Origin of the sequence: Rhizobium sp. AN80A, assembly GCF_030053015.1 — a bacterium.
Classification (GTDB): Bacteria; Pseudomonadota; Alphaproteobacteria; order Rhizobiales; family Rhizobiaceae; genus Rhizobium; species Rhizobium metallidurans.
In genome coordinates this window covers 593,389-616,450 of sequence record NZ_JASJPX010000001.1, presented here as the reverse complement: position 1 = coordinate 616,450, position 23,062 = coordinate 593,389, and the positions used below count along the sequence as shown (strand labels likewise).

Sequence of the window (23,062 nt, the reverse complement as noted above, 5' to 3'; positions counted from 1 at the left end):
GGGAGAATGGACGTGGATGAAGCAAACGGTGCGCCGGCAACGCCGGCGCCGAAGCCGGAGCGCGGCAAGCCGATGAAGCTGGTGGACCGTGTGTTCGATCAGTTGCAGGAACGCATTCGTGCCGGGAATTATCCGCCGGACTCGCGGCTCCCGGGCGAGCACGAGCTTGCCTCCATGCTCGGGGTTTCCCGGCCGATCGTCCGCGACGCGCTGGCCAAGCTGCGTGACCAGGGCATGGTCTACGCCCGCCAGGGCGCCGGCACCTTCGTCAGCGCCAACAGTTCGCCGACAACCCATCTTTCCTATTCGCCGGTCAAGACGATCGCCGATATCCAGCGTTGCTATGAATTCCGCCTGACGATCGAGCCGGCCGCGGCCTTCTTCGCCGCCAAGCGCCGCGATGAGGCCGCGATCCAGAAGATCGCCTCGGCGCTTGCCGATCTCCGGGAAGCCACGAGCCATCAGCTGCACAGGACCGACGCGGATTTCAATTTCCACCGCGCCGTGACGGAAGCCGCCAACAACCATTATTACACTGCCTCGATCGATGCGCTCAAAGCCCATATCGCGGTCGGCATGCATCTCCACGGGTTGTCCTTGCTGGGGCCGAGACCCGGCCTCGAGCAGGTCTTCCAGGAGCACAACGCCATCTACAAGGCCATCGCGGACGGCCGCGCCGAGGAGGCGCGCGACCTGATGCGCTCGCATCTCGAAGGGTCTCGCGACCGATTGTTCGAGGGCAGGGCGCTCGATCTGTCGTTCTGATGCGGTGCTGATGTCGATGGCGTTCGATGATCTGGCGCAAGCAGGACTTGCCGCATCGGCGTTTCGCGCTCATGTAGACCGGATCAGGCTGCATGGAGACCCGGCATGACATTCCCGTTGTTCGACCTCACAGGCAAGCGCGCGCTGGTGACCGGATCGTCGCAAGGCATTGGGCTGACGCTGGCGCGCGGTCTGGCCGAGCACGGCGCCTCGGTCGTGATCAACGGCCGCGACGCGAACAAGCTTGCCGCGGCGGCGCGGGGTCTGTCGGATTCCGGGCATGATGTTCATGTCTCTGCCTTCGACGTCACGGATCATGACGAGGTGAAGAGCGCGGTCGATAGGCTCGAGCGCGATATCGGGCCGATCGACATCCTCGTCAACAATGCAGGCATGCAGTTTCGCGCGCCGCTCGATGTGTTTCCATCGGACAAGTGGGATCAGCTGCTGCGCACCAATATTTCCAGCGTGTTTTACGTCAGCCAGTCGGTCGCAACGCACATGATCGCGCGCGGCCGTGGCAAGATCATCAACATCGCATCGGTGCAGAGTGAATTGGCCCGCCCGGGCATCGCGCCCTATACGGCAACCAAGGGCGCGGTGAAGAACCTGACGCGCGGAATGTCGGCCGATTGGGCCAAGCACGGCCTGCAGGCAAACGCCATCGCGCCTGGCTATTTCGATACGCCGCTCAATCAGGCCTTGGTCGATAGCAAGGAATTCACGGCATGGCTGGAAAAGCGGACGCCCGCCGGACGCTGGGGCAATATCGACGAGCTGATCGGCGCCGCCGTGTTTCTGGCAGCGCCGGCATCCTCCTTCGTCAACGGCCACACCCTTTATGTCGATGGCGGCATCACCACCTCTCTGTGAGAGGTGAAGACGCTTTCGTCAGGTCGGCGGCGCGCCCAGTGCGTGCAGGATGCCGCGAAGCTCGGCGAGCCCTCGCAAGCGACCGATCGCCGGATAGCCCGGCGTCGTGGTCTTGGTGAGGTCGTCGAGCATCCGGTGGCCGTGGTCGGAGCGGAAAACGATCGTCTCGTCTGACTTGCGATTGCGGTCCTCCGCGACCAGTTCCTTCAGCACGGCAACCATGTCGACATCGCCTTCGAGGTGAGCGCTTTCGTGGAAGCTGCGGCCGTCCCCTTCGCGTTTGGTCGCACGCAGATGCGCGAAGTGGATGCGCGAGGCAAACCGGCGCGCGATGGCGGGCAGGTCGTTATCTTCGCGTACGCCGAGACTGCCGGTGCAGTAACACATGCCGTTTGCCGGCGATGGGACGGCATTGAACAGCGCTGCATAATCCTCGGCGGTGGACGCGATGCGCGGCAGGCCGAACAGGGACCGGGGCGGGTCGTCGGGATGAAGCGTCAGCTTGACGCCACGGGCTTCCGCCACCGGCGCCACAGCTTCGAGAAACTCGATCAGATGCTGGCGCAGTCGTGCCGCATTGATGCCGGCATAAGCGGCGAGCCTGTCGCGAAATTCAGGAATGGTGAGCGGCTCTGTCGTCGAGCCCGGCAAGGCCGAGGTGATGTTACGGGTGATGTCGGCGATGTCGCTCTCCGACATGGCCTCGAAGGCGATGCGGGCGCGCGCCTTGTCCTCCTGGGAGTAGGCCGCATCGGCGCCGTCGCGCTGCAGAATGAAAAGATCGAAGGCGGCGAACTTCTCGTGGTCGAAACGCATCGCCGTCGCGCCGGTGTCGATCTCGTGGTCTAGGTCGGTTCGTGTCCAGTCGACGACGGGCATGAAATTGTAGCAGACGATCGGGATGCCGCAGGCCGCGACCGCCTCAAGGCTGGCGATCCATGCTTCGATCTCCACCGTGGCCTGCCCCCCCTTGCGCTTCACCGCGTCCGGAATGGGAATGCTTTCGACGACCGACCAGGTGAGCGGCGAGCGCCCTGACGGCGTCGTCTCGATCATCGCCTGCCGCTCGCGCACTTCGGCTTCGGTCCATGCACGGCCGATCGGCACCTGGTGCAGCGATGACACGATGTTGGTCGCCCCGGTTTGTCTCACCTCGTCGAGAGCGACCGGCGCATCCGGTCCGAACCATCTCCAACCCTGCCGCATCTGTTTCCTCCTTCAATGCCTTTTGTTTTGCTGTTGCTGTTCGTCAGCAGAAATAATCGGGATAGCGCGTGCGCAGCTCCGCCACGTCGGGGATGACGGCGCTCAGATGATGCGTCATCGCCGCGCGCGCGGCTTCCACGTCATGCGCGGCGATCGCGTCACGGATGACCGCGTGCTCGCCCACGACATTCTCCATGCGGCCCAGCACCGGTAGTGTCAGCCGCCGAGCACGGTCGATCTGTACCTTGACGGACTTGAGAATGCCCCAGATGCCGGGATAGCCGGCAATCTGCGCGATCGCCTCGTGAAAGGCCTCGTCCTCTTCGTGAAAGCCCGAGGTGTCGCCCAGGATGGAGAGTGCTCTCTGGCGCGTGATGATGGCGTCGAGGCGGGACAGATCGGGCGCCGAGGCTATTTGCGCGGCGCGCTCGACCGTGGTGCCTTCCAGCGCCTTGCGCACCACGACCGCCTCGGGGATCGCCGATACCGGCACGCGCGACACGACGGTGCCCGACTGCGGATAGATATCAACCAGCCCACCTTCCGAAAGCCGAAGCAAGGCCTCGCGCACGGGCGTCCGGCTGACCGCGAAATCCTCGGCGATCCGCTTTTCCTGCAACGCCATGCCGGGCGGCATCTTCAGGGAGACGATGTCGTCGTAAAGCCGTTCGAAAATCGCGTCCGCCGTCGTAACGCGCCGCAGCTTGGGCGGCCGCTCGGCCTGTGCCGAAAGGTCGGGAGTGGCGGTGGCTGCGGCTGGATGCATGTAGTGCCCTAACGTTGACTTGAACGTGAATACTAGTATATCAATTGAACATGGCTGCCAAGATCCACCGCGGAGGAACGGTGTTTTTGGCAGGGAATTCAGGAGGTTCCAAAAAAGCAGGCCAGAAAATCCGACCGCGAAAATGGATCAGGATACGCAGTTGCACGGATTTGTTGTGCTCCGTGCGGCCACAAGAGGAGGAGAGACAGCATGAAATTTACCCGCAGAACATTCGTCGGAACCGCGGCAAGCGCTGCCGTTGCCGCCATGCTTCCCGTCAAGGTCTGGGCGCAGGCCAAGAAGCCCGCGAGCCCGGTGACCATCACAATCGCCGACGTCGCCGGCAATCTGGCGCTGACGCAGGGCATGTTCGAAGCCTATGCATCCGAAAAGTCCGACTGGGTTTCGAAGTTCGCATTCACCAAAGCGCCGGCCCCCGAGCTTCCCGGCAAGATCAAGGCGCAGCAGGCGGCCGGCAAGGTCGATATCGATCTGGTGCTGACGGGAACCGATGCGCTTTCGGCTGGTCTCGACCAGGGCCTCTGGCTCGACCTCTCCGCGCATAAGGCGGCCCTTCCCGACTTCGAGAAGATTCTGCAGCCGCAGGCATTCAAGATGCAGGCCCTCGCCAAGGATCAGGGCGTCGTCATCACCTATTATCCCTCGGGTCCGCTGATCGAATACATGCCCGACAAGGTCGCCAACCCGCCGAAATCGGCGCCAGAGCTGCTGGAGTGGGCAAAGGCGAACAAGAACCGCTTCATCTATGCCCGTCCGGCGAATTCCGGCCCAGGCCGCACCTTCCTGATGGGGCTGCCCTATCTGCTCAAGGACAGCGATCCCCGCGATCCAGTCAATGGTTGGGCGAAGACCTGGGAGTATCTGGCGGCGCTTGGCGAACACATCGAATACTATCCGACCGGCACCGGCCAGGTGATGAAGGAGCTCGGTGAGGGGACGCGCGATATCGTTGTGTCCACCACGGGGTGGGATATCAACCCGCGCGCGCTCGGCATCGTTCCGGCCGAAGCGAAGGTGCAGAAGCTGGAAGGCTTCCATTGGGTGACGGATGCGCACTACGCCGTTATCCCCAAGGGCGTCTCTGACGAGAAGATCGCGGTGTTGATCGACGTCTTGAACTACATCCTGCAGCCGAAGCAGCAGGCGATCGCCTATGACGCCGGCTATTTCTATCCCGGCCCCGCCGTCAAGGACGTGACGATCGAGATGGCACCACAGGAAAGCCAGGACACGATCAAGGAGTTCGGCCGGCCGGAATATGCCGACTGGATTGCCAACAATCCGCTGGAAGTGCCGCTCGAGCCGAAGCAGCTCGTCGAAGCCTTCCGGATATGGGACGAAAAGATCGGCTCCAAGAAGGGTTGATCCAGCCTGTCGCCGGCGCTGGCTGCGATAGCCGGTGCCGGCCAATTCCATCCTGACACGGAGAGTGGTTTGAACTCGGTAGCGAATACGGTGGCCTCTTCGCGCGGCACCGCGCGTCTTGAACTCGATGGGCTCAGCCGTTCCTTCGGCGCTTACAACGCGCTCGATGGTATCGACCTTGCGATCGAGCCCGGCGAATTCGTGGCGCTGCTCGGCCCGTCGGGCTGCGGCAAGTCCACGGCGCTCAACTGCATCGCCGGCCTTCTGGGGCTGTCGGGTGGGGAAATCCGTCTCGGAGGCAAGCGCATCGACCAGCTGGAGCCCGAACGCCGAGGGTTCGGGATGGTGTTTCAGAGCTACGCGCTCTTTCCGCATATGAGCGTGCGCAAGAATGTCGGCTTCGGCCTTGCCATGCAGGGCATCAAGGGACCGGAGGCCGACAAGCGGATCAATGATGCATTGGCGCTGGTGCGGCTGGAAAGTCAGGCGGAGAAGCTGCCCGGGCAGCTCTCCGGCGGCCAGCAGCAGCGCGTGGCGATCGCGCGCGCCATCGTCATCCGCCCGCCGATCGTGCTCATGGACGAGCCGCTGTCCAATCTCGACGCCAAGCTGCGTCTGGAGATGCGCGCCGAAATACGCGGTATCCATGATCAGATCGGCTCGACGACGATCTACGTCACGCATGACCAGGACGAGGCGCTGTCGCTGGCCGACCGTATCGTCGTGATGAGCCAGGGGCATATCGAGCAGATCGGCTCTCCTCAGGACCTCTATCAGCGCCCCGTCAATGTCGGCGTTGCCGACTTCATGGGGTTTCGAACCCGCGTTTCCGGGAAGGTCGTCTCGGTTTCAGGCGAGGAGGCCGAGATCGATGTCGCGGGCGCGCGCATCACCGGCACGATGCGCACGCCGCTCAAGACCGGCGACGCCGCCATCCTGTCCGTGCGCCCCGAGGATCTGGTCGCCGCGGACGAGGGCATCGCCGCCACCGTTTCAAGCATGGAATACCGCGGCCGCGCCTTCTTCGGGCTGGCACGTTCCGCCGATGGGTCCGACCTCTATTTCAGGGCCGACGACGCCTTGCCGCGCGGAACGGCGACGCGGCTGAAGCCGGTCGCGGGCAGGGCGCTCCTGTTCGGGGATAGCGCACGATGAGCGCGCCATCGCTTCGAACGCGGCTGGCCGCCCGTGGCTTCGACGGCACCACCATGCTGATCATCCCCGGCCTCGGCTTCATGATCGCACTGTTCGTCTATCCGTTTCTCTACGGCGTGGTCGACTCGCTCACCCCGAAGGACGGCGCGTGGTACGCCAACTACGCCAAGTTCTTCAGCGATCCCTTTCAATACAACACGATCGGCGCGACGCTCTGGCTGGCGCTGCCGGTCACGATCATCAATCTCGCCTTCGCCGTGCCGGTGGCCTTTCGCGTCCGGCTGATGCGCCGGCAACGCCTGCTGACGACCATCCTCGTGCTGCCCATTACGCTCGGCACGGTCTTCGTCGCGGAGGGGTTGCTGACATTTCTCGGGCCGCGTGGCTGGTTTAACCAAACGCTGTTGATCATCGGCATCATCGACAATCCGATCAAGCTGACCAACAACTACTGGGGCGTCTTCGCATCGCTGCTTATCACCGGTTTTCCCTTCGCCTTCCTGCTGACGCTGTCTTACATCACCGGCATCGATCCGGCGATCGAACAGGCAGCCGCCACGCTTGGAGCGGGCCCCCGGCAGCGCTTCCTGCGCGTGTTCCTGCCGCTGCTGGTGCCGGGGCTTGCGGTGACCTTCTGCCTGGCTTTCGTCCAGGCGTTTGCCGTGTTCCCATCGGCCGTGCTGCTCGGCGCGCCGGCGGGCCCGACCCGCGTCATCTCGATTGCCGCCTATCAGGCCGCGTTCGAGCAATATGATCATTCTCTGGGCTCGGCGATCGCGCTCATCATGGGCGGCGTCGAATTGGCTGTAGTGCTGGCCGTCCTCGGCGCACGCTCATTCTTCTACCGCGGCCCCGCCGGCGGCACGAAAGGCTGACCATGATCCGCGACCAAGGCCTGACCTCGAGGATCTGGCGTTTCGCCATATGGGCGCTGGCTACGCTCTTCGTCCTCAATCTCCTGGCGGTCATCGCCGCCGTCGTCGTCAATTCCTTCGGGACACGATGGCTCGGCACCTGGCTGCCGGCCGGCTGGACAACCAAGTGGTACTTCAGCGCCTGGAAGGAATTCCAGCTCTCCAGCGTCGTCCTCGTCACCTTCGAGATCGTCTTCACCGTCGTCATCATCTCCGGCATTCTCGGCGTGATGACCGCCTACGCCCTGGCGCGCCGCGACTTCGCCGGCAAGCGCGTGGTCATTCTGCTCTTCCTTCTGCCGCTGCTCATTCCGCCGCTCACCTACGGCATCCCGCTGGCGACGGTGCTCTACCAGCTCGGACTGGGCGGAACCTTCTGGGGCGTCGTGCTGATCAACGTGGTGCCGTCGCTTCCCTTCGTGGTGCTGGTGATGATCCCCTTCATCGAGCAGATCGACCCGCGCATAGAGGCCGCCGCCCGTGTCTTCGGCGCAGGCACCACCAGCCTGTTCCTGCGCATCCTGCTGCCGCTGCTCTTGCCGGGAATGCTGGCAGCGCTGCTTTTGGTGCTGGTTCGCACGATCGCGATGTTCGAGCTTACCTTCCTCATCGCCGGGCCGACCACGCAGACCCTCGTCGTGTCGCTCTACTATGCCGTCTTTGCTTCCGGCGTGCGGGCTGGCCAGTCGATCGATGCCATGGCGGTCGTCTATATGGTGACGACGCTGTTCTGGCTGGTGATCGCGCTGCAGTTCGTCAACCCGACGCAGATCGTCGCAAGGGCAAAGCAGCAGCCCGCGCACTGAGCGGAGTGTGTCCGGCGCGCGCCGCGGTTCCGATATTTCTGTTAACAGAAAACTTATTGGGTAGGGCGGGTGTTCTTGACTATCGGCAGGTGGCTGCCAAGTATTGTGGGCGTGACGGTCATTTCTTGAGGAACTTGATCATGGCGCAGTACAAAGAGACCAACCGCTTTCACTGTGAGAGCAGTTCGGGCGCGCATTACGTTGTTATCGAGCAGATCCTGACGTCGCGTTTGGCGCTGGATGTCGGCGAAAGCCCACGTACCGATTACGTGACAGATACCGGCGAGATCGCCGAGCGGCTTGATGACGATACCTTCCTTCTGCTTCTGTCGGCGGAAGTCCTGCACGTTGCCTGAGGCGGCCGTGAGCCGGTCGCGGCTGGAAATCTCCGCCGGATGGCTTTAACTGGACAGAGCTGCTCCGGGCGATTCCGTGAGCGATCCGGAACGCCATGGCCGACCAAGACACGCAATCCGATATGCCCACCACCCGCATGCAAAGCTGGGCGCGCAACTCGACCATCTACCGCCTTGGGCGACAGATGATGACCGAAAAGCAACTGGCGGACGCGATCTCGCGCAAGGCGCGGCAGAAATTCGAGGACATATCCGAAGCTCAGGTCAAGGCGCTCGCCGATCTCGCGGTCAAGTTCGGCCATGAACAGGGCGGATTGAACGATACCGTCTATGCCGAGATCAGCGTGCGCTCCGGCGTGCGCAGCGGCCGGTCGAAGCGGATCATGGCGCAGAAGCTCGCGATCAAGGGCATCGACCGCGAGACAGCCGTCATGGCGCTCGAGGAGAGCGACGACCTCGTGGCTGCGATCAACTTCGCCCGTAAACGCGCCTTCGGCCCCTTCCGGCGCGAGGAAGCCGACGACAAGCGATACAACAAGGAAATGTCCGCCTTCGCCCGCAACGGCTTCGGTTTCGAATTGGGACGTTCTGTTCTCCGCATGAGCCGCGATGAAGCCGAGACGGTGCTTGACGAGCGACGGTCGTAGGCGCAGGCGACAGCACTCGAATTTCGGCCATGCCTCGTGTCACATGTGCAAGGCATGCCCAAGCGCCTTCAGCGCCGCTTCCTGAACCGCTTCGCTGCGGGTTGGATGGGCGTGGATCGTTCCGGCGATATCCTCGAGGCGAACGCACATTTCGATCGCCAGCGCGAATGCCGCCGACAATTCGGAGACGCCACGACCGACCGCGTGCAGGCCGAGCACGAGATTGGTGTCGGCGCGCGCCACAACACGCACGAAGCCATCCTCGGATTGCATGGTCATGGCGCGTCCATTGGCCGAGAACGGGAACTGTCCGACCCTGATCTCATAGCCCTGCGCGCGTGCTTCCTCGGGCGACAGTCCGGCGCTGACGATTTCCGGATCGGTGAAGCAGACGGCGGGAATGCAGCGCTTGTCCCAGCTTCGCGGTCGGCCTGCGATGATCTCCGCCACCATCTCGCCTTGCGCCATAGCGCGGTGCGCGAGCATCGGTTCGTCGGTGATGTCGCCGATGGCATAGACGCCGCGCATCGACGTGCGACACTGGTCGTCGATGCGCAGATACGGCCCGGCGCGATCGAGATCGAGTTCTTCCAATCCCGCGCCTGTTGTTGGCGGCCGACGCCCGACGGTCACCAAAACGCGGTCCGCCGGTAGTTTCATCTCGCGGCCATCGGCTTGCTCGACGATCAAGCTTTCCTCGACATCGGACAGCGCCTTTGCCTTGGCCATCAGATGGAGGTCGATGCCGCGTTCCTTCAGCGCCTTCGCAACAGGGCGGACAAGGTCAGCATCGTAGTGCGGCAGGATCTGGCCGGTGGCCTCGACGATGGTGACGGACGAGCCAAGCTTGGCGAAGGCCGTGCCGAGTTCCAGGCCGATATAGCCGGCGCCGACAACCACCAGTCTCTCCGGCACGCTTTGCAGCGCCAGCGCTTCCGTGGAGGAGATCACCCTTCCACCAAATGGAATGCCAGGCAGTTCGACTGGCTCGGAGCCGGTCGCGATCACGATGCTCTCCGCGCGGATGAGCTGTGCCCCGGTTTCCGTCTCGACCTCGACTGTCTTTCCGTCGCGAAACCGCGCCCGGCCATGGACCTGCTTCACCCTTGCCTTCTGCAGCAGGGCGGCAACGCCACCGGTGAGACGCCCGACAATCCCATCCTTCCAGGCGATGGTCCTGGCGAGATCGATCGTAACGCCTTCGGCTCGAATGCCGATGGGATCTCGACCGCTCGCCATCCGGCGTGCGGCGTCGAATTCGTCGGCGGCATGGATGATCGCCTTGGAGGGAATGCAGCCGATATTGAGGCAGGTGCCGCCGGGCTTTTCCATTTCGACGATCACGGTGTCGATGCCCAGCTGACCGGCGCGTATCGCGCAGACGTAACCGCCGGGTCCGGCGCCGATGACCAGCAGTTTGCAGATGATCTCTTTCATCGCCTTCAACCTTCAATGAAAATCAGCGCCGGCGTTTCAAGCAGCACGCGGATGCGCTGGATGAAGGTCGCCGCGTCCCAGCCATCGATGATGCGATGATCGAAGCTGGAGGAGAGGTTCATCATCTTGCGCGGCACGAATTGCGTCCCATCCCAGGCGGGGCGCGTGGCGATCTTGTTGACGCCGATGATCGCGACCTCCGGGTGGTTGATGACAGGCGTCGAGACGATCCCGCCAAGCGCGCCCAGTGAGCTGATGGTGATGGTGGAGCCTGTCAGTTCGTCGCGCGTTGCGGTTCCGCTACGCGCCGCCTCCGCCAAGCGCGCCATCTCGCCGGCGCAGTCCCAGATCGTGCGTGCCTCGGTGTGGCGCACGACCGGCACGACGAGGCCGGCGGGCGTTTGCGCGGCGATACCGACGTGAACGGCGCCGTATCGGGTGAGGATGCCGGCATCGTCGTTGAAGGTGGCGTTGAGATCCGGCTGGTCGGCGACGGCCTTGACGATGGCCCGCATCAGGAAGGGAAGGATCGTCAGCTTCGGATGCTCCGGCTTGCGATCCCGGTTCATCGTCGCCCGAAGCTCTTCCAGCGCCGTCATGTCGATTTCCTCAACATAGGTTATGTGCGGGATGCGCGAAGTGGAGAGCGACATCTTCTCGGCGATCCGCCGCCGCATGCCGGTCAGTTTGACGTCCTCGGTCGTCGTATTCCTCGCGAATTGGGCTGGTGCGGCAAGCGAAGAAGCACCGCGCGCGAGATATTGCTCGACGTCCTCGCGCAAAATGCGTCCATCCGGACGGTTCGGTGAAACTTGTCTGAGATCGACCCCGCTTTCGCGGGCGAACAGGCGCACGGAAGGCGACGCCAACGGCTTGTCATGCGGTACGATGCTTGCTGGCTGGGAAAGCGGTTGCTTGTTGGCCTGCGCCGGCTGCGGCTGAGCAGGCGCTTCGCTTTCACTGGCAGCGGCGGACGGGGTCTCGGTCATCGATGGCGCCGGCAGAGCGGGCGTCGGAGCATCATCTCCACCTCTGTCGGCTGTCTCTATCCTCACCAGCGGCGCCTTCACGGCTACCGTGTCGCCCACTTCGGCGCCGAGCCAGGTCACCGTGCCGCTGACCGGCGACGGGATTTCGACCGTCGCCTTGTCGGTCATCACGGCCGCGATCACCATGTCCTCGAGGACCGGATCGCCGGCCTTCACGTGCCATTCGACCAGTTCCGCTTCGGCCACACCTTCGCCGACATCGGGCATCTTGATCGTGAACTCGCCCATCCTCACGCCTCCATGACTTCGCGAAGCGCCCGTCCGACACGCGCGGGGCCGGGGAAATAGTCCCACTCCTGCGCATGCGGATAAGGCGTGTCCCAGCCCGCGACGCGCACGATCGGCGCCTCCAGATGGTAGAAGCAATGCTCCTGGATCAGCGACACGATCTCGGCCCCGAAGCCCGAGGTCAGCGTTGCCTCATGGACCACGACGCAGCGGCCGGTCTTCGACACGGATTGCACGATCGTGTCGAGGTCGAGCGGCAGCAGGCTGCGCAGATCGATCACCTCGGCGTCGACGCCGGTATCCTCGGCCGCCGCGAGCGCCACATGCACCATCGTGCCATAGGCGATGACCGTGACCCCGCTTCCGGCGCGGCGGATTTCCGCCTTGCCGATCGGGATCGCATAGTGGTCTTCGGGCACCTCGCCGAGTTCGTGTTTCGACCATGGCGTGACCGGGCGCTCGTGATGGCCATCGAACGGGCCGTTGTAGAGCCGCTTGGGTTCGAGAAACATCACCGGATCAGGGTCCTCGATCGCGGCGATGAGTAGCCCCTTGGCGTCATAGGGGTTGGAGGGGACCACCACCTTCAGGCCGCAGACATGGGTGAACAGCGCTTCAGGGCTCTGGCTATGCGTCTGACCACCGAAGATCCCGCCGCCCGTCGGCATCCTGAGCACGATCGGGCATGTGAAATCGCCGTTGGAACGGTAGCGAATGCGCGCCGCCTCCTGGGTGATCTGGTCGTAGGCCGGATACATGTAATCGGCGAACTGGATCTCGACGCAGGGCTTCAGCCCATAAGCCGCCATGCCGATCGCCGTGCCGACGATGCCGGATCTCGCTGATCGGGGTGTCGAAGCAGCGCGTCTTGCCGTATTTCGCCTGAAGCCCATGCGTGCAGCGGAACACGCCGCCGAAATAGCCGACATCCTCGCCGAACACGACGACGTCTTCGTCCCGGGCCATCGAGATATCCATGGCGCTGCGCACCGCCTCGATCATGGTCATGCTCGCCATATCAATACCCCGCTTTCTGCCGCTGCCGGCGTATATGCGGCGGCATCTCGGCGTAGACGCCCTCGAAAATGTCCCGCACCGAAGGCTTGCCGCCGGCATGCAGCGTTCCGTGTTCCTCGGCGCGTTTTTGCGCGTCTATCACCTCGTCGAGGATCTCGGCCTCGGCCTGCACGTGACGCTCCTCGGACCACACACCCTTGAGGATCAGATGCTTCTTCAGCCGCAGCACGGGATCGCCAAGCGGCCATGCGTCGGACTCGGTCTTCGGCCGGTAGGCGCTGGGATCGTCGGAGGTCGAGTGGGCGCCGACGCGGTAGGTGACATATTCGATCAGCGTCGGCCCCAGATTGCGCCGCGCCCGCTCCGCCGCCCAGCGGGCGACCGCATAGACGGCGAGATAGTCGTTGCCATCGACGCGCAGCGCCGGGATGCCGAAGCCGAGCCCGCGAGCGGCGAACGTGCCGGAACCGCCGCGCGCGATCCCTTGAAAGGTGGAGATCGCCCACTGATTGTTGACGATGTTCAAGATCACCGGCGCTCTGTAGGTCGAGGCGAAGACAAGCGCGGAGTGAAAATCGGACTCGGCGGTTGAGCCGTCGCCGATCCAGGCGGCCGCGATGCGTGTATCGTTCTTGATCGCCGATGCCATCGCCCAGCCGACGGCCTGGACATATTGGGTGGCGAGGTTGCCTGATATGGTGAAGAAGCCATGCTCCTTGGAGGAATACATGATCGGCAGCTGCCGCCCGCGCAGCGGATCGTTCTCGTTGGAGAAGATCTGGTTCATCATCTCGACCATCGGATAGTCGTCGGCGATCAACAGGCCGGCCTGCCGATAGGTCGGGAAATTCATATCTCCCTTGTTCAGCGCCTTGCGGACCGCGCAACTGACAGCCTCTTCGCCAAGATGCTGCATGTAGAAGGATGTCTTGCCCTGGCGCTGCGCCATCAGCATGCGCGCGTCGAAGGCGCGCAGCTTCATCATGTTGCGCAGCCCGGTCAGAAGCGCCTCGTCCGAGAGCAATCCCGCCCAGGGGCCGACGGCTTCGCCCTGCTGGTTGAGCACGCGGATGATCGAGTAAGCGAGATCGCGGATGTCTTCGGATGCGACATCCACCTCCGGGCGTGGCACGGCGCCGGCCTTGGCGATCTTGACGTTGGAGAAATCGGGTAGACCGCCAGGGCGAACGGCGGGTTCGGGGACGTACAGGCTCAGTCGTTGACTGTCTGGCATTTCCTATCTTCCTCCTCCGCTCGCATCGATCCTCTCCTCAGGATCGACACGGCGTTCTCCCTATAGATTGCGGGCGATCACCATGCGCTGCACGTCACTCGTTCCCTCGTAGATCTGGCAAATGCGGACATCCCGGTAGATGCGCTCGACGGGGTAATCGCTCATGTAGCCGTAGCCGCCGTGGATCTGGATCGCATCGGAACAGACGCGCTCGGCCATTTCAGATGCGAAGAGCTTGGCCATCGACGCCTCGGAGAGACAAGGCAGTCCCGCCTCGCGCAGGCCTGCTGCATGAAACACCAGTTGCCGCGCCGCCTCTATCTGTGTCGCCATGTCGGCGAGACGAAAGGCGACGGCCTGATGCTCGATGATCGGTTTGCCGAAAGCGGTCCGTTCGCGAGCGTAGTCGCGGGCCGCTTCATACGCCGCGCGCGCCATGCCGACCGCCTGTGCCCCTATCCCGATCCGACCGCCTTCGAGATTGGCGAGCGCGATCCTGTAGCCGTCGCCTTCCTCGCCGAGGCGAAGGTCCGCGCCAATGCGCATGTCGTTGAAGGCGATCTGGCAGGTGTCGGAGGCGTGCAGGCCCAACTTGTGCTCGACGCGAATGACTTCGTATCCCGGCGTATCCGTCGGCACGATGAAGGCGGTGATACCCTTCTTGCCGGCCGCCGCATCCGTCACCGCGAATACGATGATGACCTGCCCGTTCTTACCCGAGGTGATGAACTGCTTGGCGCCGTCAAGCACGTAGTGATCGCCGTCACGGCGCGCGCGGGTCCGCAGATTGGAGGCGTCGGAGCCTGCCTGCGGCTCCGTCAGCGCAAAGCCGCCGATCCATTCGCCTGCGGCAAGCCTGGGAAGGAAGCGCTGCTTCTGCTCTTCGTTTCCGAATTTGAGGATGGGAACGCAGCCAACGGAGCTATGGACGCTCATGATCGTCGAGCAGGGGCCATCGCCGGCGGCGATCTCTTCGAGTGTCGCGGCGTAGGCGACCGTTCCCGTATCGGAGCCGCCATACGTTTCCGGCACCAGCATGCCGAGAAGGCCGAGTTCGCCCATCTCCTTCAGTTCGTCACGCGGAAAGCTGTGGGTTCGATCCCGCGCGGCCGCACCCGGCGCCAGTCGTTCGCGTGCGAAATCGCGCGCAAGGTCCCGGATTTGGCTCTGCGTGTCGGACAAGATCATCAGCGCGCCTCCCTGTCTGCGCTCACGGACGCTCGATCGCGATGGCTGTCGCCTCGCCGCCACCGATACAGAGCGCCGCCATCCCGCGCTTCAGCCCGTATCGCTCAAGTGCTGCCAGCAGCGTGACGATGACACGGGCGCCGGAGGCGCCGATCGGATGCCCGAGCGCGCATGCGCCGCCATGGATGTTGACCTTGTCGTGGGGGATAACGAGATCGCGCATCGCGGCCATCGGCACGACGGCGAAGGCCTCGTTGATTTCAAACAGATCGACGCTCGAAAGCGGCCATCCCGTGCGCTCGGAGAGCTTTCTCAAGGCACCGATCGGCGCGGTGGCGAATTCGCTGGGTGCCTGCGAGTGTGTAGCGTGCCCGACGATCGTCGCACGCGTTTCCACATCGTTTTGGTCGGCCCGTGACCGGCGCATCAACACGAGTGCGGCTGCTCCGTCGGAAATCGAGCTCGCATTGGCGGCCGTCACCGTGCCGCCCTCGCGGAAGGCCGGTTTCAGGCGGGGGATTTTGTCGATGCTGGCCTTGCCCGGTTGCTCGTCCTCGAGGATCGTCGTTTCGCTTTTGCCTGATATGACCGACACCGGCACGATCTCGCGATCGAAATAACCCGCCTCGATCGCCTTCTTTGCCCGGGTGAGGGAGGCGATGGCATAGGCGTCCTGCGCCTCGCGCGTGAATTGATAGGCCTCGGCACAGTCTTCCGCGAATGTCCCCATCAGGCGCCCCTTGTCATAGGCATCCTCGAGCCCATCGAGGAACATATGATCGACCACGCGCCCATGGCCGAGCCGATAGCCGCCACGGGCACGATCAAGTAGATAGGGCGCATTCGTCATGCTTTCCATGCCGCCCGCGACCACCACCGAGGCGCTGCCGGCGGCCAGCAGATCATGGCCGATCATGGCGGCCTTCATGCCGGAACCGCACATCTTGTTGACGGTGCTTGCGGCGGTGGAGAAGGGAAGGCCGGCGCCAATCGCGGCCTGCCGCGCCGGCGCCTGCCCCTGGCCGGCGGCGAGCACGCAGCCCATGATGACCTCGTCGATGCTCTCGGCCGGTACGTTGGCTTGCGAAAGCGCCGCCGCGATCGCCGACGCCCCGAGCTGTGGGGCGGTCGCCGCGCTGAACACGCCCTGAAAGCCGCCGATCGGCGTGCGGGCAGCGCCTGTGATCACGATCGGATCCTGCATCGTCATTGCGACCTCCTCCTCGAAGCCGGCATCGGGCTACACCGCAGGCCACAACACAATTGCCCCTCCGAAAACGGAAAGAGCATGATGTCGTCGATCGGCACGGTTCTCCTCCCATGCGGCATCTCGCCGATTGCACCGCGCCGCAACCTCCCACGGCACGTCAGGCAATCAAGATGAAGTAAAGTCTATGCGCGCTCGGCGTTGAAAGCGATGGCAAATTGTTGCGATGTTCTTCCGCGCCGGGCAACGATGTTGCCGGACATGCGCCTGCCTTGGACCGATCGTTGCGACGCGGCTCCATCGCTGACGCTGGACCGCGACGGTGTTTCGAGTCCAGCGCCTTTGGGGTGGTTGCGTCGGCTATCGGCCGTATCGGGCGAGCGACAGATCGCTGACGTCGATATCCGCTTTTCGGCCACTGACGATATCCGTCAGCACTCGCGCTGAACCGGTGCTCATCGTCCAGCCGAGCGTGCCGTGGCCGGTGTTGAGGAAAAGATTGCGGATATTGGTCGCACCGATGACAGGCGTGCCATCCGGCGTCATCGGCCGCAGCCCCGACCAGTAGTTGGCAGCCTTCAGATCGCCGCCGGGGAACAGATCACTGACGGAATGCTCAAGCGTTTTCCGGCGCGCCGGGCCGAGATCGTTGGTATAGCCGGAGATTTCCGCCATGCCGCCGACGCGGATACGGTCGCCGAGACGCGTGATGGCGATCTTGTAGGTCTCGTCCATGACCGTGGACTCTGGTGCGCGCGACGCGTCCGTGATCGGGATGGTCAGCGAATAGCCTTTCACCGGATAGACGGGAAGCTTGATCCCGAACGGCTTCAGGAGCAGTGGAGAATAGCTGCCGAGTGCCACCACGACGGCATCGGATAGAACGGTGCCGGTATCGGTCACGACACCCTTGGCTTGTCCGGCCTCGACCACGAGCCCCTTGATCTGGCGCCCATAATCAAACGCAACGCCCATCGATGCGCACTTGGCGGCCAGCGCGTTGGTGAACTTGAAGCAATCGCCCGTTTCGTCCTTCGGCGTCAGCAGGCCGCCGACGATCTTGTCGCTGACGTGGCGCAACGCCGGCTCCATGCGGATGCAGCCCTCGCGGTCCAGCACGTCATACGGAATGCCGTCGGCGGCCAGCGCCTTGACATCCTTGGCCGATGCGTCGAGCTGCGCCTGCGTGCGGAACAGCTGCAGCGTGCCCTGCATGCGTTCGTCATAGGCGATACTGGTCTCGGCGCGCAGCTCGGCGAGCGATACGCGGCTGTAATCGGCAAGCCGCAGCATGCGTGACTTGTTGATCGCATAGCGCTCGGATGTGCAGTTTAAGAGCATCCTGACCATCCATGACAACATGGCGTAGTCGACCTTCGGTCGGAGAACCAGGGGCGCATGCTCCATGAACAGCCACTTCAGCGCCTTCCGCGGGATACCCGGCGCGGCCCACGGAGAGCAATATCCGAACGATACCTCGCCGGCATTGGCGAAACTCGTTTCGAGCGCCGGGCCGGACTGGCGATCGATGACGGTGACCTGATGCCCGGCTTTCGCCAGATAGTAGGCGCTGGTAACGCCGATGACGCCGGCGCCGAGAATGGTCACTTTCATGATTGCCCCTGCTATGAATTATCGTGCCATATCGACAGGCGTTGGAAGCGCCCGCGATCGCCCTTTGCGCGCCCGCCTCCCCGTGGAAGCGTCTTCGCGAAGATACCGAAAGAATCGAACAATTTCCCGCCAATCATCGCGCAGGCATTGCGACCGATGGGAGTATGAGACAATAATGACGCGTCAAGAGAAGGAATATTGCGCATGCTTCTGGACGCGATCGATCGCAACATCGTCCGGCATCTCAGGTTGAATGCGCGGATCGCCAATACCGCCCTTGCCGCCGAAGTCGGTCTTTCGCCATCGGCCTGTCTTCGCCGCATCGCGCGGCTTGAAAAATCAGGCCACATCAGGGGCTACACCGCGTTGATCGGCAGGGCGGATGACGACGACGCGCTGGCGGTGATCGTCAACATCACGCTCGATCGGCAAACGGAAGAGCATCTGAACCGGTTCGAAGCCGCGATCCGCAAGTACCCTGAAATTCAGGAGTGCTTCCTGATGACCGGCGGTTCGGACTACATCCTCAAGGTCGAAGTCGAAAGCGCCCGCGATTTCGAACGAATACATAAGGATATCCTGTCGACCTTGCCCGGCGTGGCGCGGATACACTCAAGCTTTTCGATCCGCGATGTTCTGAAGAGCGGGGTGAGGCGCACATAATTGCCGTCGGCATCGCGTTTCGACCCGCGCGGATTCGCGGTAAAACGCCGTGCGCGCTTGGGTAGATCCTTGCATGGCCACCGCATACATATTAATGCCTGTCGTCGTTGGCTGCGTTCGACATTTGTCCGGCGGCGGAAACATTTAGCAATCTTTGGCGGTTCGACGGAATGCCTGAGGAGACGATTGTGCGTGAACCCCAGCAAGCCGGGAGCGGTACCGATGCCTTTGCCGCCCAGCGTTTGACGGCGGAAAAGATCGTCTCCTACGTCATCAACCTCGACCGGTCCATCGAGCGTTGGCAGCATATTCAAAGCCAGGCCGAGGGCTTCGGTCTGGACGTGCGCCGCATTTCCGGCGTTGAAATCGACCCGGCGAGCCGCAAGCCCTGGCCGCATTATGACCATGCGGCATTCGTGCGCGGCAGCAGTCGTCCGATGTTGCCCCAGGAGTATGGTTGTTATCTCGCCCACGTCAAAGCGCTGAATGCCTTTCTGGCAAGCGAGGCGGAATGCGCTGTCATCATGGAAGACGATGTCAGTCTGAGCGCGGATCTTGTGTCTCGCGCCTACAGCGCCCATGAGGCTGCGCCATTCGCCGAGGTCATCAAGCTGTTGAACCACCGCACGGTACTCTTTCGCGCGGTCGCGACATCCGTCAACGGTGATGAGATCGGCAAATGTCTGTTCGGTCCGCAGGGATCGGCGGCATGCTACCTCGTTACCCGCGACGGCGCGCGGAAGCTTGTCGATGCGCTCAAGATCATCACCTGTCCGTTTGACGTGGCGCTTGAGCGCGGCTGGGCCACTGGTGTGCGGGTCTACACCGTGAAAGACAATCTGATCGCTTTGTCGGTGCGCTCGAAAGAAAGTCAGATCGCCGATCGCGCACGCTATCGATCGATCAAGCTGCGCGGACTTCGCAAAATTCCAACGCATGTCTGGCGCACGGTGGAACTCTTTCGCAGGGTGCGGTACGCAGTTTCATGAGCCACGCTTCCCAATCTCTTTCCTGCCATGGCATTGCATGTCGGCTGCTATCGCTAAACCCGCCACGATCGAGCCTGCCTTATGTTTGAAAGCTACGTTCAGCAAGTTCTTGCCTTGCCGCGACCGGCCAAGCGGGTCATCGCGTTGCTGTTCGACGCCTGCCTGTGCATCATCACCGTGTGGCTGGCCTTCTGCTTTCGCTTCAACGACTGGTACCTGCTGACGGGTGCTCAATTCTGGACGATTCCGGTATCGCTGGTCATCGCCCTGCCGTTGTTCATCACCTTCGGCCTTTATCGCGCGATTTTCCGATTCATGGGCTGGGCAGCCTTTTCGACGGTCATCAAGTGCGTGCTGATCTACGGCGCGGTCTACATGGTGATCTTCACCGTCATCAGCGTTCCGAGCATACCGCGAACGGTTGGCATTTTGCAGCCGATGCTGTTGCTGCTCGCCGTTGGCCTGTCGCGCTTCGTGGCGCGCTACTTCCTCTATGATGCCTATAGCGAAATTCTGAGCGAGGCCGCGCCGATCCGCACCCTGGTCTATGGCGCGGGGTCACAAGGCCGGCAGTTGGTCAGCGCCCTTGGGCACTCGGCCGAGTTCAAGGTCGTCGGCTTCCTCGATGACGATCGTGGCCTGAAGGGCATGTCGCTCAATGGCGTGAAGATCTACAGCCCTCTTAACATAGAGAAGGTTTGCGCCGATCTCGAGGTCAAGACCGTTCTGCTCGCCCTGCCGCAGATCGATCGCGGCCGGCGCAACGAAATTATCGAACGTTTGCGCTCCGCAAGGGTCGCCGTGCGCACGGTTCCCGACATCAGCGCGATCGCAACCGGCCAGGCACAGCTGACCGACCTTCAGGATCTCGACGTCGAGGACCTGTTGGGCCGCACCGCTGTCTTGCCGAACAAGGGGTTGCTGGAGCAGAACGTGCGCGACCGGATCGTGTTGGTCACGGGCGCTGCCGGCTCCATCGGAAGCCAGCTGTGCCGCGAGATCGCCAAGCTGAGCCCGAAGGCGCTCCTGCTGCTCGACCAGAACGAATTCGGCATCTACGCGCTGCAGGGCGAACTCGCTGGCGAAGACGCGGAGCCGCCGTTTCCGATCGTCCCGCTGCTGGCGGATGTCTACGACGAACATCGCATCGGCACGATCCTGCAGACCTGGAAACCCGCGACCGTCTATCACGCCGCCGCCTACAAGCATGTGCCGCTGGTCGAGCAGAACCCGGCTGAAGGCGTCAAGACGAATGTCTTCGGGACGCTGACGGTATCCAGGGCTGCCCTTGCGGCGGGTGTCGAGCGCATGATCCTCGTCAGCACCGACAAGGCCGTTCGCCCGACCAATGTCATGGGCGCCACGAAGCGGCTGGCCGAGATGATCCTGCAGGCGCTCGCCGAGGAGCGCAGGAACACGACCTTCTCCATGGTCCGCTTCGGCAACGTTTTAGGGTCGTCGGGGTCCGTCGTGCCGCTCTTTCGCCAGCAGATCGGGCGGGGCGGTCCGATCACGCTGACGCACGAGGAGATAACGCGCTTCTTCATGACGGTGCCGGAAGCAGCACAGCTGGTTATCCAGGCGGGCGCGATGGCGACCGGCGGCGATGTGTACCTGCTCGACATGGGCGAGCCGGTGAAGATCATCGACCTTGCGCGCCGCATGGTCGAACTATCTGGTCTCACGGTGCAGGACGAGCAGAACCCGGGCGGCGACATCAGCATCGTGACAACCGGTCTGCGGCCGGGAGAAAAGCTCTACGAAGAGCTGCTGATCAACGACAATCCTGAAATGACCGACCACCCGAAAATCCGCCGCGCCCGCGAACAATTCCTTGGCTGGCCGCAACTGTCGGCCAAGCTCGATGAACTCGCAGAGCTTGCACGCGATGGCGACGCAAGGCGCCTGAAGGCGGCGTTGAGCGATCTTGTGCCGGGATACAGCCCGATGGAAGGTGTCGTGGATCTTGTCGCTCTCCGGCAGGAAGTATCGCAATGACCATGTCCGCTTCGCGAAACAACGCTTTCTCATGGAGTCCGCCATGTTGCTGGTAACCGGGGCGTCAGGCTTCGTGGGGCGGGGCCTCATGAGAACGCTGCGCCAGCATGGCATGCCGTTTCGGTCGGCGAGCAGACAGGGTGGAGACGAGCTCTTCGCGGTCGGCGAGATAGACGGTCGCACGGATTGGTCGGCCGCGCTCGCCGGCATCGACACCATCGTTCATCTGGCGGCGGTCAACCAGAATGTCGTCGAGGGATCGCCGGCTGTTCTGGCGCAATACCGGTCGGTGAACGTCGAGGGAACGATCAATCTGGCACGTCAGGCCGCGATGGCCGGCGTCAGGCGGCTGGTGTTCATCAGCTCCATCAAGGTGAACGGCGAAGCGACGGCGAGGGGCAAGCCCTTCACCGCCGCGGACGCGCCCGCCCCGGAAACCGACTACGGCCGGACGAAGCTGGAAGCCGAGCAGGGGCTGCGGGCGCTGGCCGACAGCACCAAAATGGAGATTGTCATCATCAGGTCTCCGCTGGTCTACGGCCCCGGCATGCGCGGAAGCTTCCAGGCCCTGGTTCGGCTCGCTCAGCGCGGCCTGCCCTTGCCCTTCGCCTCGATCGATAACCGCCGATCGATGGTTTATCTCGAAAACCTGACCGATCTCATCGTCACCGCCGCAAGACATCCGGACGCCGCCGGCGGGACGTTCATGGTTGCCGACCGGACGAGCCCATCGACGCCGGCACTGGTACGCCTGATTGCTTCAGCGGTCGGATCATCGACATTGCTGCTGCCGTTTCCGCCCGCGCTTCTGGAACTTGCGGGTCGCGTCACCGGAAAGCGGGAACTGGTCAATCGTCTGACGCGGTCGCTCGAGGTGGACATCTCCGACACCAGCCGGCGCCTCGGCTGGACGCCCCCATTCGACATGAGCGACGGTCTGTCGCGCACGCTCGGCACGACACAACCCGCGAAGGACTGACATGACATCGACACTGAACCGGGGGATGAAGAGGACCTTTGATTTTTGCGCCGCCTTGGGCGGGCTGGTCGTCCTGTCGCCCGTGCTGCTCGTGCTCACCATCATGGTTCGGCGCTCTTCGCCCGGCGGCGCATTCTTTCGGCAGCTGCGAGTGGGGCGAAACGAAGTGCCGTTCACCTGCCTGAAGTTCCGGACGATGGCCGCGGGCACGCCGAATGTCGGCTCGCATGACGCCGCGGAAGCCTGGATCACGCCGATCGGCAAGACGCTGCGCGCCTACAAGCTCGACGAGCTTCCGCAGCTGGTCAATGTGCTGAAGGGCGAGATGAGCCTGGTCGGACCCCGCCCGTGCCTGCCGACACAGCCGGATGTGATCGCCGCCCGCAGGGCCAAGGGTGTGTTCGCTGTTCGCCCCGGGATAACCGGCCTGGCGCAGATCGCGGGCATCGACATGTCGACGCCTGAAAAGCTTGCGACCGCCGATGCCGAATACGTCAAGACAGCCAGCCTCTGGAACGACATCGCGATGATCCTTGGATCCGTCATGGGCAAGGGAAAAGGCGACGCCGCGCTGAAGTAGACCCG

21 protein-coding genes and 1 pseudogene are annotated in these 23,062 nt (G+C 63.2%); 13 read left to right on the top strand and 9 right to left on the bottom strand.

The features are described from left to right. Positions 1-6 precede the first annotated feature (6 nt). Positions 7-765, top strand: coding sequence for a FadR/GntR family transcriptional regulator (locus P3R82_RS02910; protein ID WP_183898219.1), 759 nt, complete (start codon positions 7-9; stop codon positions 763-765). Positions 766-870: 105 nt separating this feature from the next. Next, on the top strand, positions 871-1,638 hold the full coding sequence (locus P3R82_RS02905; protein ID WP_283192936.1) for an SDR family oxidoreductase: 768 nt from the start codon (positions 871-873) through the stop codon (positions 1,636-1,638). An 18-nt stretch (positions 1,639-1,656) separates the two neighbouring features. On the opposite strand, the gene uxuA is transcribed toward P3R82_RS02905, so the two are convergent. Further along, positions 1,657-2,844: a mannonate dehydratase gene (gene uxuA / locus P3R82_RS02900; protein ID WP_283192935.1), complete on the bottom strand. Its 1,188-nt coding sequence runs from the start codon at positions 2,842-2,844 to the stop codon at positions 1,657-1,659. A gap of 43 nt (positions 2,845-2,887) precedes the next feature. Beyond that, positions 2,888-3,610 carry a GntR family transcriptional regulator gene (locus P3R82_RS02895; protein WP_183898216.1) on the bottom strand — a complete coding sequence of 241 codons (723 nt, stop codon included), beginning with the start codon at positions 3,608-3,610 and terminating at the stop codon, positions 2,888-2,890. Between the two features lie 210 nt (positions 3,611-3,820). Here P3R82_RS02895 and P3R82_RS02890 point away from each other — a divergent pair, with 210 nt between their 5' ends. From P3R82_RS02890 to recX, 6 genes are all read left to right on the top strand, one after another. Next, complete coding sequence (locus P3R82_RS02890; RefSeq protein ID WP_283192934.1) at positions 3,821-4,996, top strand: extracellular solute-binding protein; 1,176 nt, start codon at positions 3,821-3,823, stop codon at positions 4,994-4,996. Positions 4,997-5,065: 69 nt separating this feature from the next. Next, positions 5,066-6,151, top strand: coding sequence for an ABC transporter ATP-binding protein (locus P3R82_RS02885; RefSeq protein WP_283192933.1), 1,086 nt, complete (start codon positions 5,066-5,068; stop codon positions 6,149-6,151). After that, positions 6,148-7,026 carry an ABC transporter permease subunit gene (locus tag P3R82_RS02880; RefSeq protein ID WP_183898213.1) on the top strand — a complete coding sequence of 293 codons (879 nt, stop codon included), beginning with the start codon at positions 6,148-6,150 and terminating at the stop codon, positions 7,024-7,026. Before P3R82_RS02885 ends, P3R82_RS02880 begins: the two co-directional genes overlap by 4 nt. A 2-nt stretch (positions 7,027-7,028) precedes the next feature. Continuing rightward, entirely contained in the window at positions 7,029-7,871 is an 843-nt protein-coding gene (locus P3R82_RS02875; RefSeq protein ID WP_283192932.1) for an ABC transporter permease subunit, read from the top strand. A 140-nt stretch (positions 7,872-8,011) separates the two neighbouring features. After that, positions 8,012-8,227 carry a hypothetical protein gene (locus P3R82_RS02870; protein ID WP_183898211.1) on the top strand — a complete coding sequence of 72 codons (216 nt, stop codon included), beginning with the start codon at positions 8,012-8,014 and terminating at the stop codon, positions 8,225-8,227. A gap of 95 nt (positions 8,228-8,322) precedes the next feature. After that, entirely contained in the window at positions 8,323-8,874 is a 552-nt protein-coding gene (gene recX, locus P3R82_RS02865; protein ID WP_283192931.1) for a recombination regulator RecX, read from the top strand. 39 nt (positions 8,875-8,913) lie between these two features. Here the strand turns inward: recX and lpdA are convergent, their stop codons facing one another. The 7 genes and pseudogenes from lpdA to P3R82_RS02830 form a co-directional block, all read right to left on the bottom strand. Further along, positions 8,914-10,311, bottom strand: a complete 1,398-nt coding sequence (gene lpdA, locus P3R82_RS02860) for a dihydrolipoyl dehydrogenase (RefSeq protein WP_283192930.1) — start codon at positions 10,309-10,311, stop codon at positions 8,914-8,916. A 5-nt stretch (positions 10,312-10,316) separates the two neighbouring features. Next, positions 10,317-11,588, bottom strand: coding sequence for a dihydrolipoamide acetyltransferase family protein (locus P3R82_RS02855; RefSeq protein WP_283192929.1), 1,272 nt, complete (start codon positions 11,586-11,588; stop codon positions 10,317-10,319). Between the two features lie 2 nt (positions 11,589-11,590). Beyond that, positions 11,591-12,605 (bottom strand): annotated as a pseudogene (locus tag P3R82_RS02850) (alpha-ketoacid dehydrogenase subunit beta). A gap of 1 nt (position 12,606) precedes the next feature. After that, complete coding sequence (locus P3R82_RS02845; protein WP_183898206.1) at positions 12,607-13,839, bottom strand: thiamine pyrophosphate-dependent enzyme; 1,233 nt, start codon at positions 13,837-13,839, stop codon at positions 12,607-12,609. 60 nt (positions 13,840-13,899) lie between these two features. After that, positions 13,900-15,027, bottom strand: a complete 1,128-nt coding sequence (locus tag P3R82_RS02840; protein WP_283192928.1) for an acyl-CoA dehydrogenase family protein — start codon at positions 15,025-15,027, stop codon at positions 13,900-13,902. Positions 15,028-15,049: 22 nt separating this feature from the next. Continuing rightward, positions 15,050-16,237, bottom strand: a complete 1,188-nt coding sequence (locus P3R82_RS02835; protein WP_283192927.1) for an acetyl-CoA C-acyltransferase — start codon at positions 16,235-16,237, stop codon at positions 15,050-15,052. Between the two features lie 357 nt (positions 16,238-16,594). Then, positions 16,595-17,848, bottom strand: a complete 1,254-nt coding sequence (locus tag P3R82_RS02830; RefSeq protein WP_283192926.1) for a D-amino acid dehydrogenase — start codon at positions 17,846-17,848, stop codon at positions 16,595-16,597. Positions 17,849-18,052: 204 nt separating this feature from the next. Between P3R82_RS02830 and P3R82_RS02825 the strand changes: the two genes are divergently transcribed. The 5 genes from P3R82_RS02825 to P3R82_RS02805 all read left to right on the top strand — a co-directional run bounded on the left by P3R82_RS02825 (position 18,053) and on the right by P3R82_RS02805 (position 23,057). After that, positions 18,053-18,511, top strand: coding sequence for an Lrp/AsnC family transcriptional regulator (locus tag P3R82_RS02825; protein WP_283192925.1), 459 nt, complete (start codon positions 18,053-18,055; stop codon positions 18,509-18,511). A gap of 188 nt (positions 18,512-18,699) precedes the next feature. After that, positions 18,700-19,500, top strand: a complete 801-nt coding sequence (locus P3R82_RS02820) for a glycosyltransferase family 25 protein (protein WP_283192924.1) — start codon at positions 18,700-18,702, stop codon at positions 19,498-19,500. Positions 19,501-19,581: 81 nt separating this feature from the next. Further along, entirely contained in the window at positions 19,582-21,498 is a 1,917-nt protein-coding gene (locus P3R82_RS02815; RefSeq protein WP_283192923.1) for a nucleoside-diphosphate sugar epimerase/dehydratase, read from the top strand. A gap of 43 nt (positions 21,499-21,541) precedes the next feature. Continuing rightward, positions 21,542-22,477 (top strand): NAD-dependent epimerase/dehydratase family protein, encoded by a 936-nt coding sequence (locus P3R82_RS02810; protein ID WP_283192922.1) that lies wholly within the window; start codon positions 21,542-21,544, stop codon positions 22,475-22,477. A 1-nt stretch (position 22,478) separates the two neighbouring features. Beyond that, entirely contained in the window at positions 22,479-23,057 is a 579-nt protein-coding gene (locus P3R82_RS02805) for a sugar transferase (RefSeq protein WP_283192921.1), read from the top strand. Positions 23,058-23,062 lie beyond the last annotated feature (5 nt).

What these genes read in the sequence shown, in the direction of transcription:
- P3R82_RS02910 (WP_183898219.1), top strand. Translation starts at nt 7, where the DNA reads ATGGACGTGGATGAAGCAAACGGTGCGCCGGCAACGCCGGCGCCGAAG.
- P3R82_RS02905 (WP_283192936.1), top strand. Translation starts at nt 871, where the DNA reads ATGACATTCCCGTTGTTCGACCTCACAGGCAAGCGCGCGCTGGTGACC.
- uxuA (WP_283192935.1), bottom strand. Translation starts at nt 2,844, where the DNA reads ATGCGGCAGGGTTGGAGATGGTTCGGACCGGATGCGCCGGTCGCTCTC.
- P3R82_RS02895 (WP_183898216.1), bottom strand. Translation starts at nt 3,610, where the DNA reads ATGCATCCAGCCGCAGCCACCGCCACTCCCGACCTTTCGGCACAGGCC.
- P3R82_RS02890 (WP_283192934.1), top strand. Translation starts at nt 3,821, where the DNA reads ATGAAATTTACCCGCAGAACATTCGTCGGAACCGCGGCAAGCGCTGCC.
- P3R82_RS02880 (WP_183898213.1), top strand. Translation starts at nt 6,148, where the DNA reads ATGAGCGCGCCATCGCTTCGAACGCGGCTGGCCGCCCGTGGCTTCGAC.
- P3R82_RS02875 (WP_283192932.1), top strand. Translation starts at nt 7,029, where the DNA reads ATGATCCGCGACCAAGGCCTGACCTCGAGGATCTGGCGTTTCGCCATA.
- P3R82_RS02870 (WP_183898211.1), top strand. Translation starts at nt 8,012, where the DNA reads ATGGCGCAGTACAAAGAGACCAACCGCTTTCACTGTGAGAGCAGTTCG.
- recX (WP_283192931.1), top strand. Translation starts at nt 8,323, where the DNA reads ATGGCCGACCAAGACACGCAATCCGATATGCCCACCACCCGCATGCAA.
- lpdA (WP_283192930.1), bottom strand. Translation starts at nt 10,311, where the DNA reads ATGAAAGAGATCATCTGCAAACTGCTGGTCATCGGCGCCGGACCCGGC.
- P3R82_RS02855 (WP_283192929.1), bottom strand. Translation starts at nt 11,588, where the DNA reads ATGGGCGAGTTCACGATCAAGATGCCCGATGTCGGCGAAGGTGTGGCC.
- P3R82_RS02845 (WP_183898206.1), bottom strand. Translation starts at nt 13,839, where the DNA reads ATGCCAGACAGTCAACGACTGAGCCTGTACGTCCCCGAACCCGCCGTT.
- P3R82_RS02840 (WP_283192928.1), bottom strand. Translation starts at nt 15,027, where the DNA reads ATGATCTTGTCCGACACGCAGAGCCAAATCCGGGACCTTGCGCGCGAT.
- P3R82_RS02835 (WP_283192927.1), bottom strand. Translation starts at nt 16,237, where the DNA reads ATGACGATGCAGGATCCGATCGTGATCACAGGCGCTGCCCGCACGCCG.
- P3R82_RS02830 (WP_283192926.1), bottom strand. Translation starts at nt 17,848, where the DNA reads ATGAAAGTGACCATTCTCGGCGCCGGCGTCATCGGCGTTACCAGCGCC.
- P3R82_RS02825 (WP_283192925.1), top strand. Translation starts at nt 18,053, where the DNA reads ATGCTTCTGGACGCGATCGATCGCAACATCGTCCGGCATCTCAGGTTG.
- P3R82_RS02815 (WP_283192923.1), top strand. Translation starts at nt 19,582, where the DNA reads ATGTTTGAAAGCTACGTTCAGCAAGTTCTTGCCTTGCCGCGACCGGCC.
- P3R82_RS02810 (WP_283192922.1), top strand. Translation starts at nt 21,542, where the DNA reads ATGTTGCTGGTAACCGGGGCGTCAGGCTTCGTGGGGCGGGGCCTCATG.
- P3R82_RS02805 (WP_283192921.1), top strand. Translation starts at nt 22,479, where the DNA reads ATGACATCGACACTGAACCGGGGGATGAAGAGGACCTTTGATTTTTGC.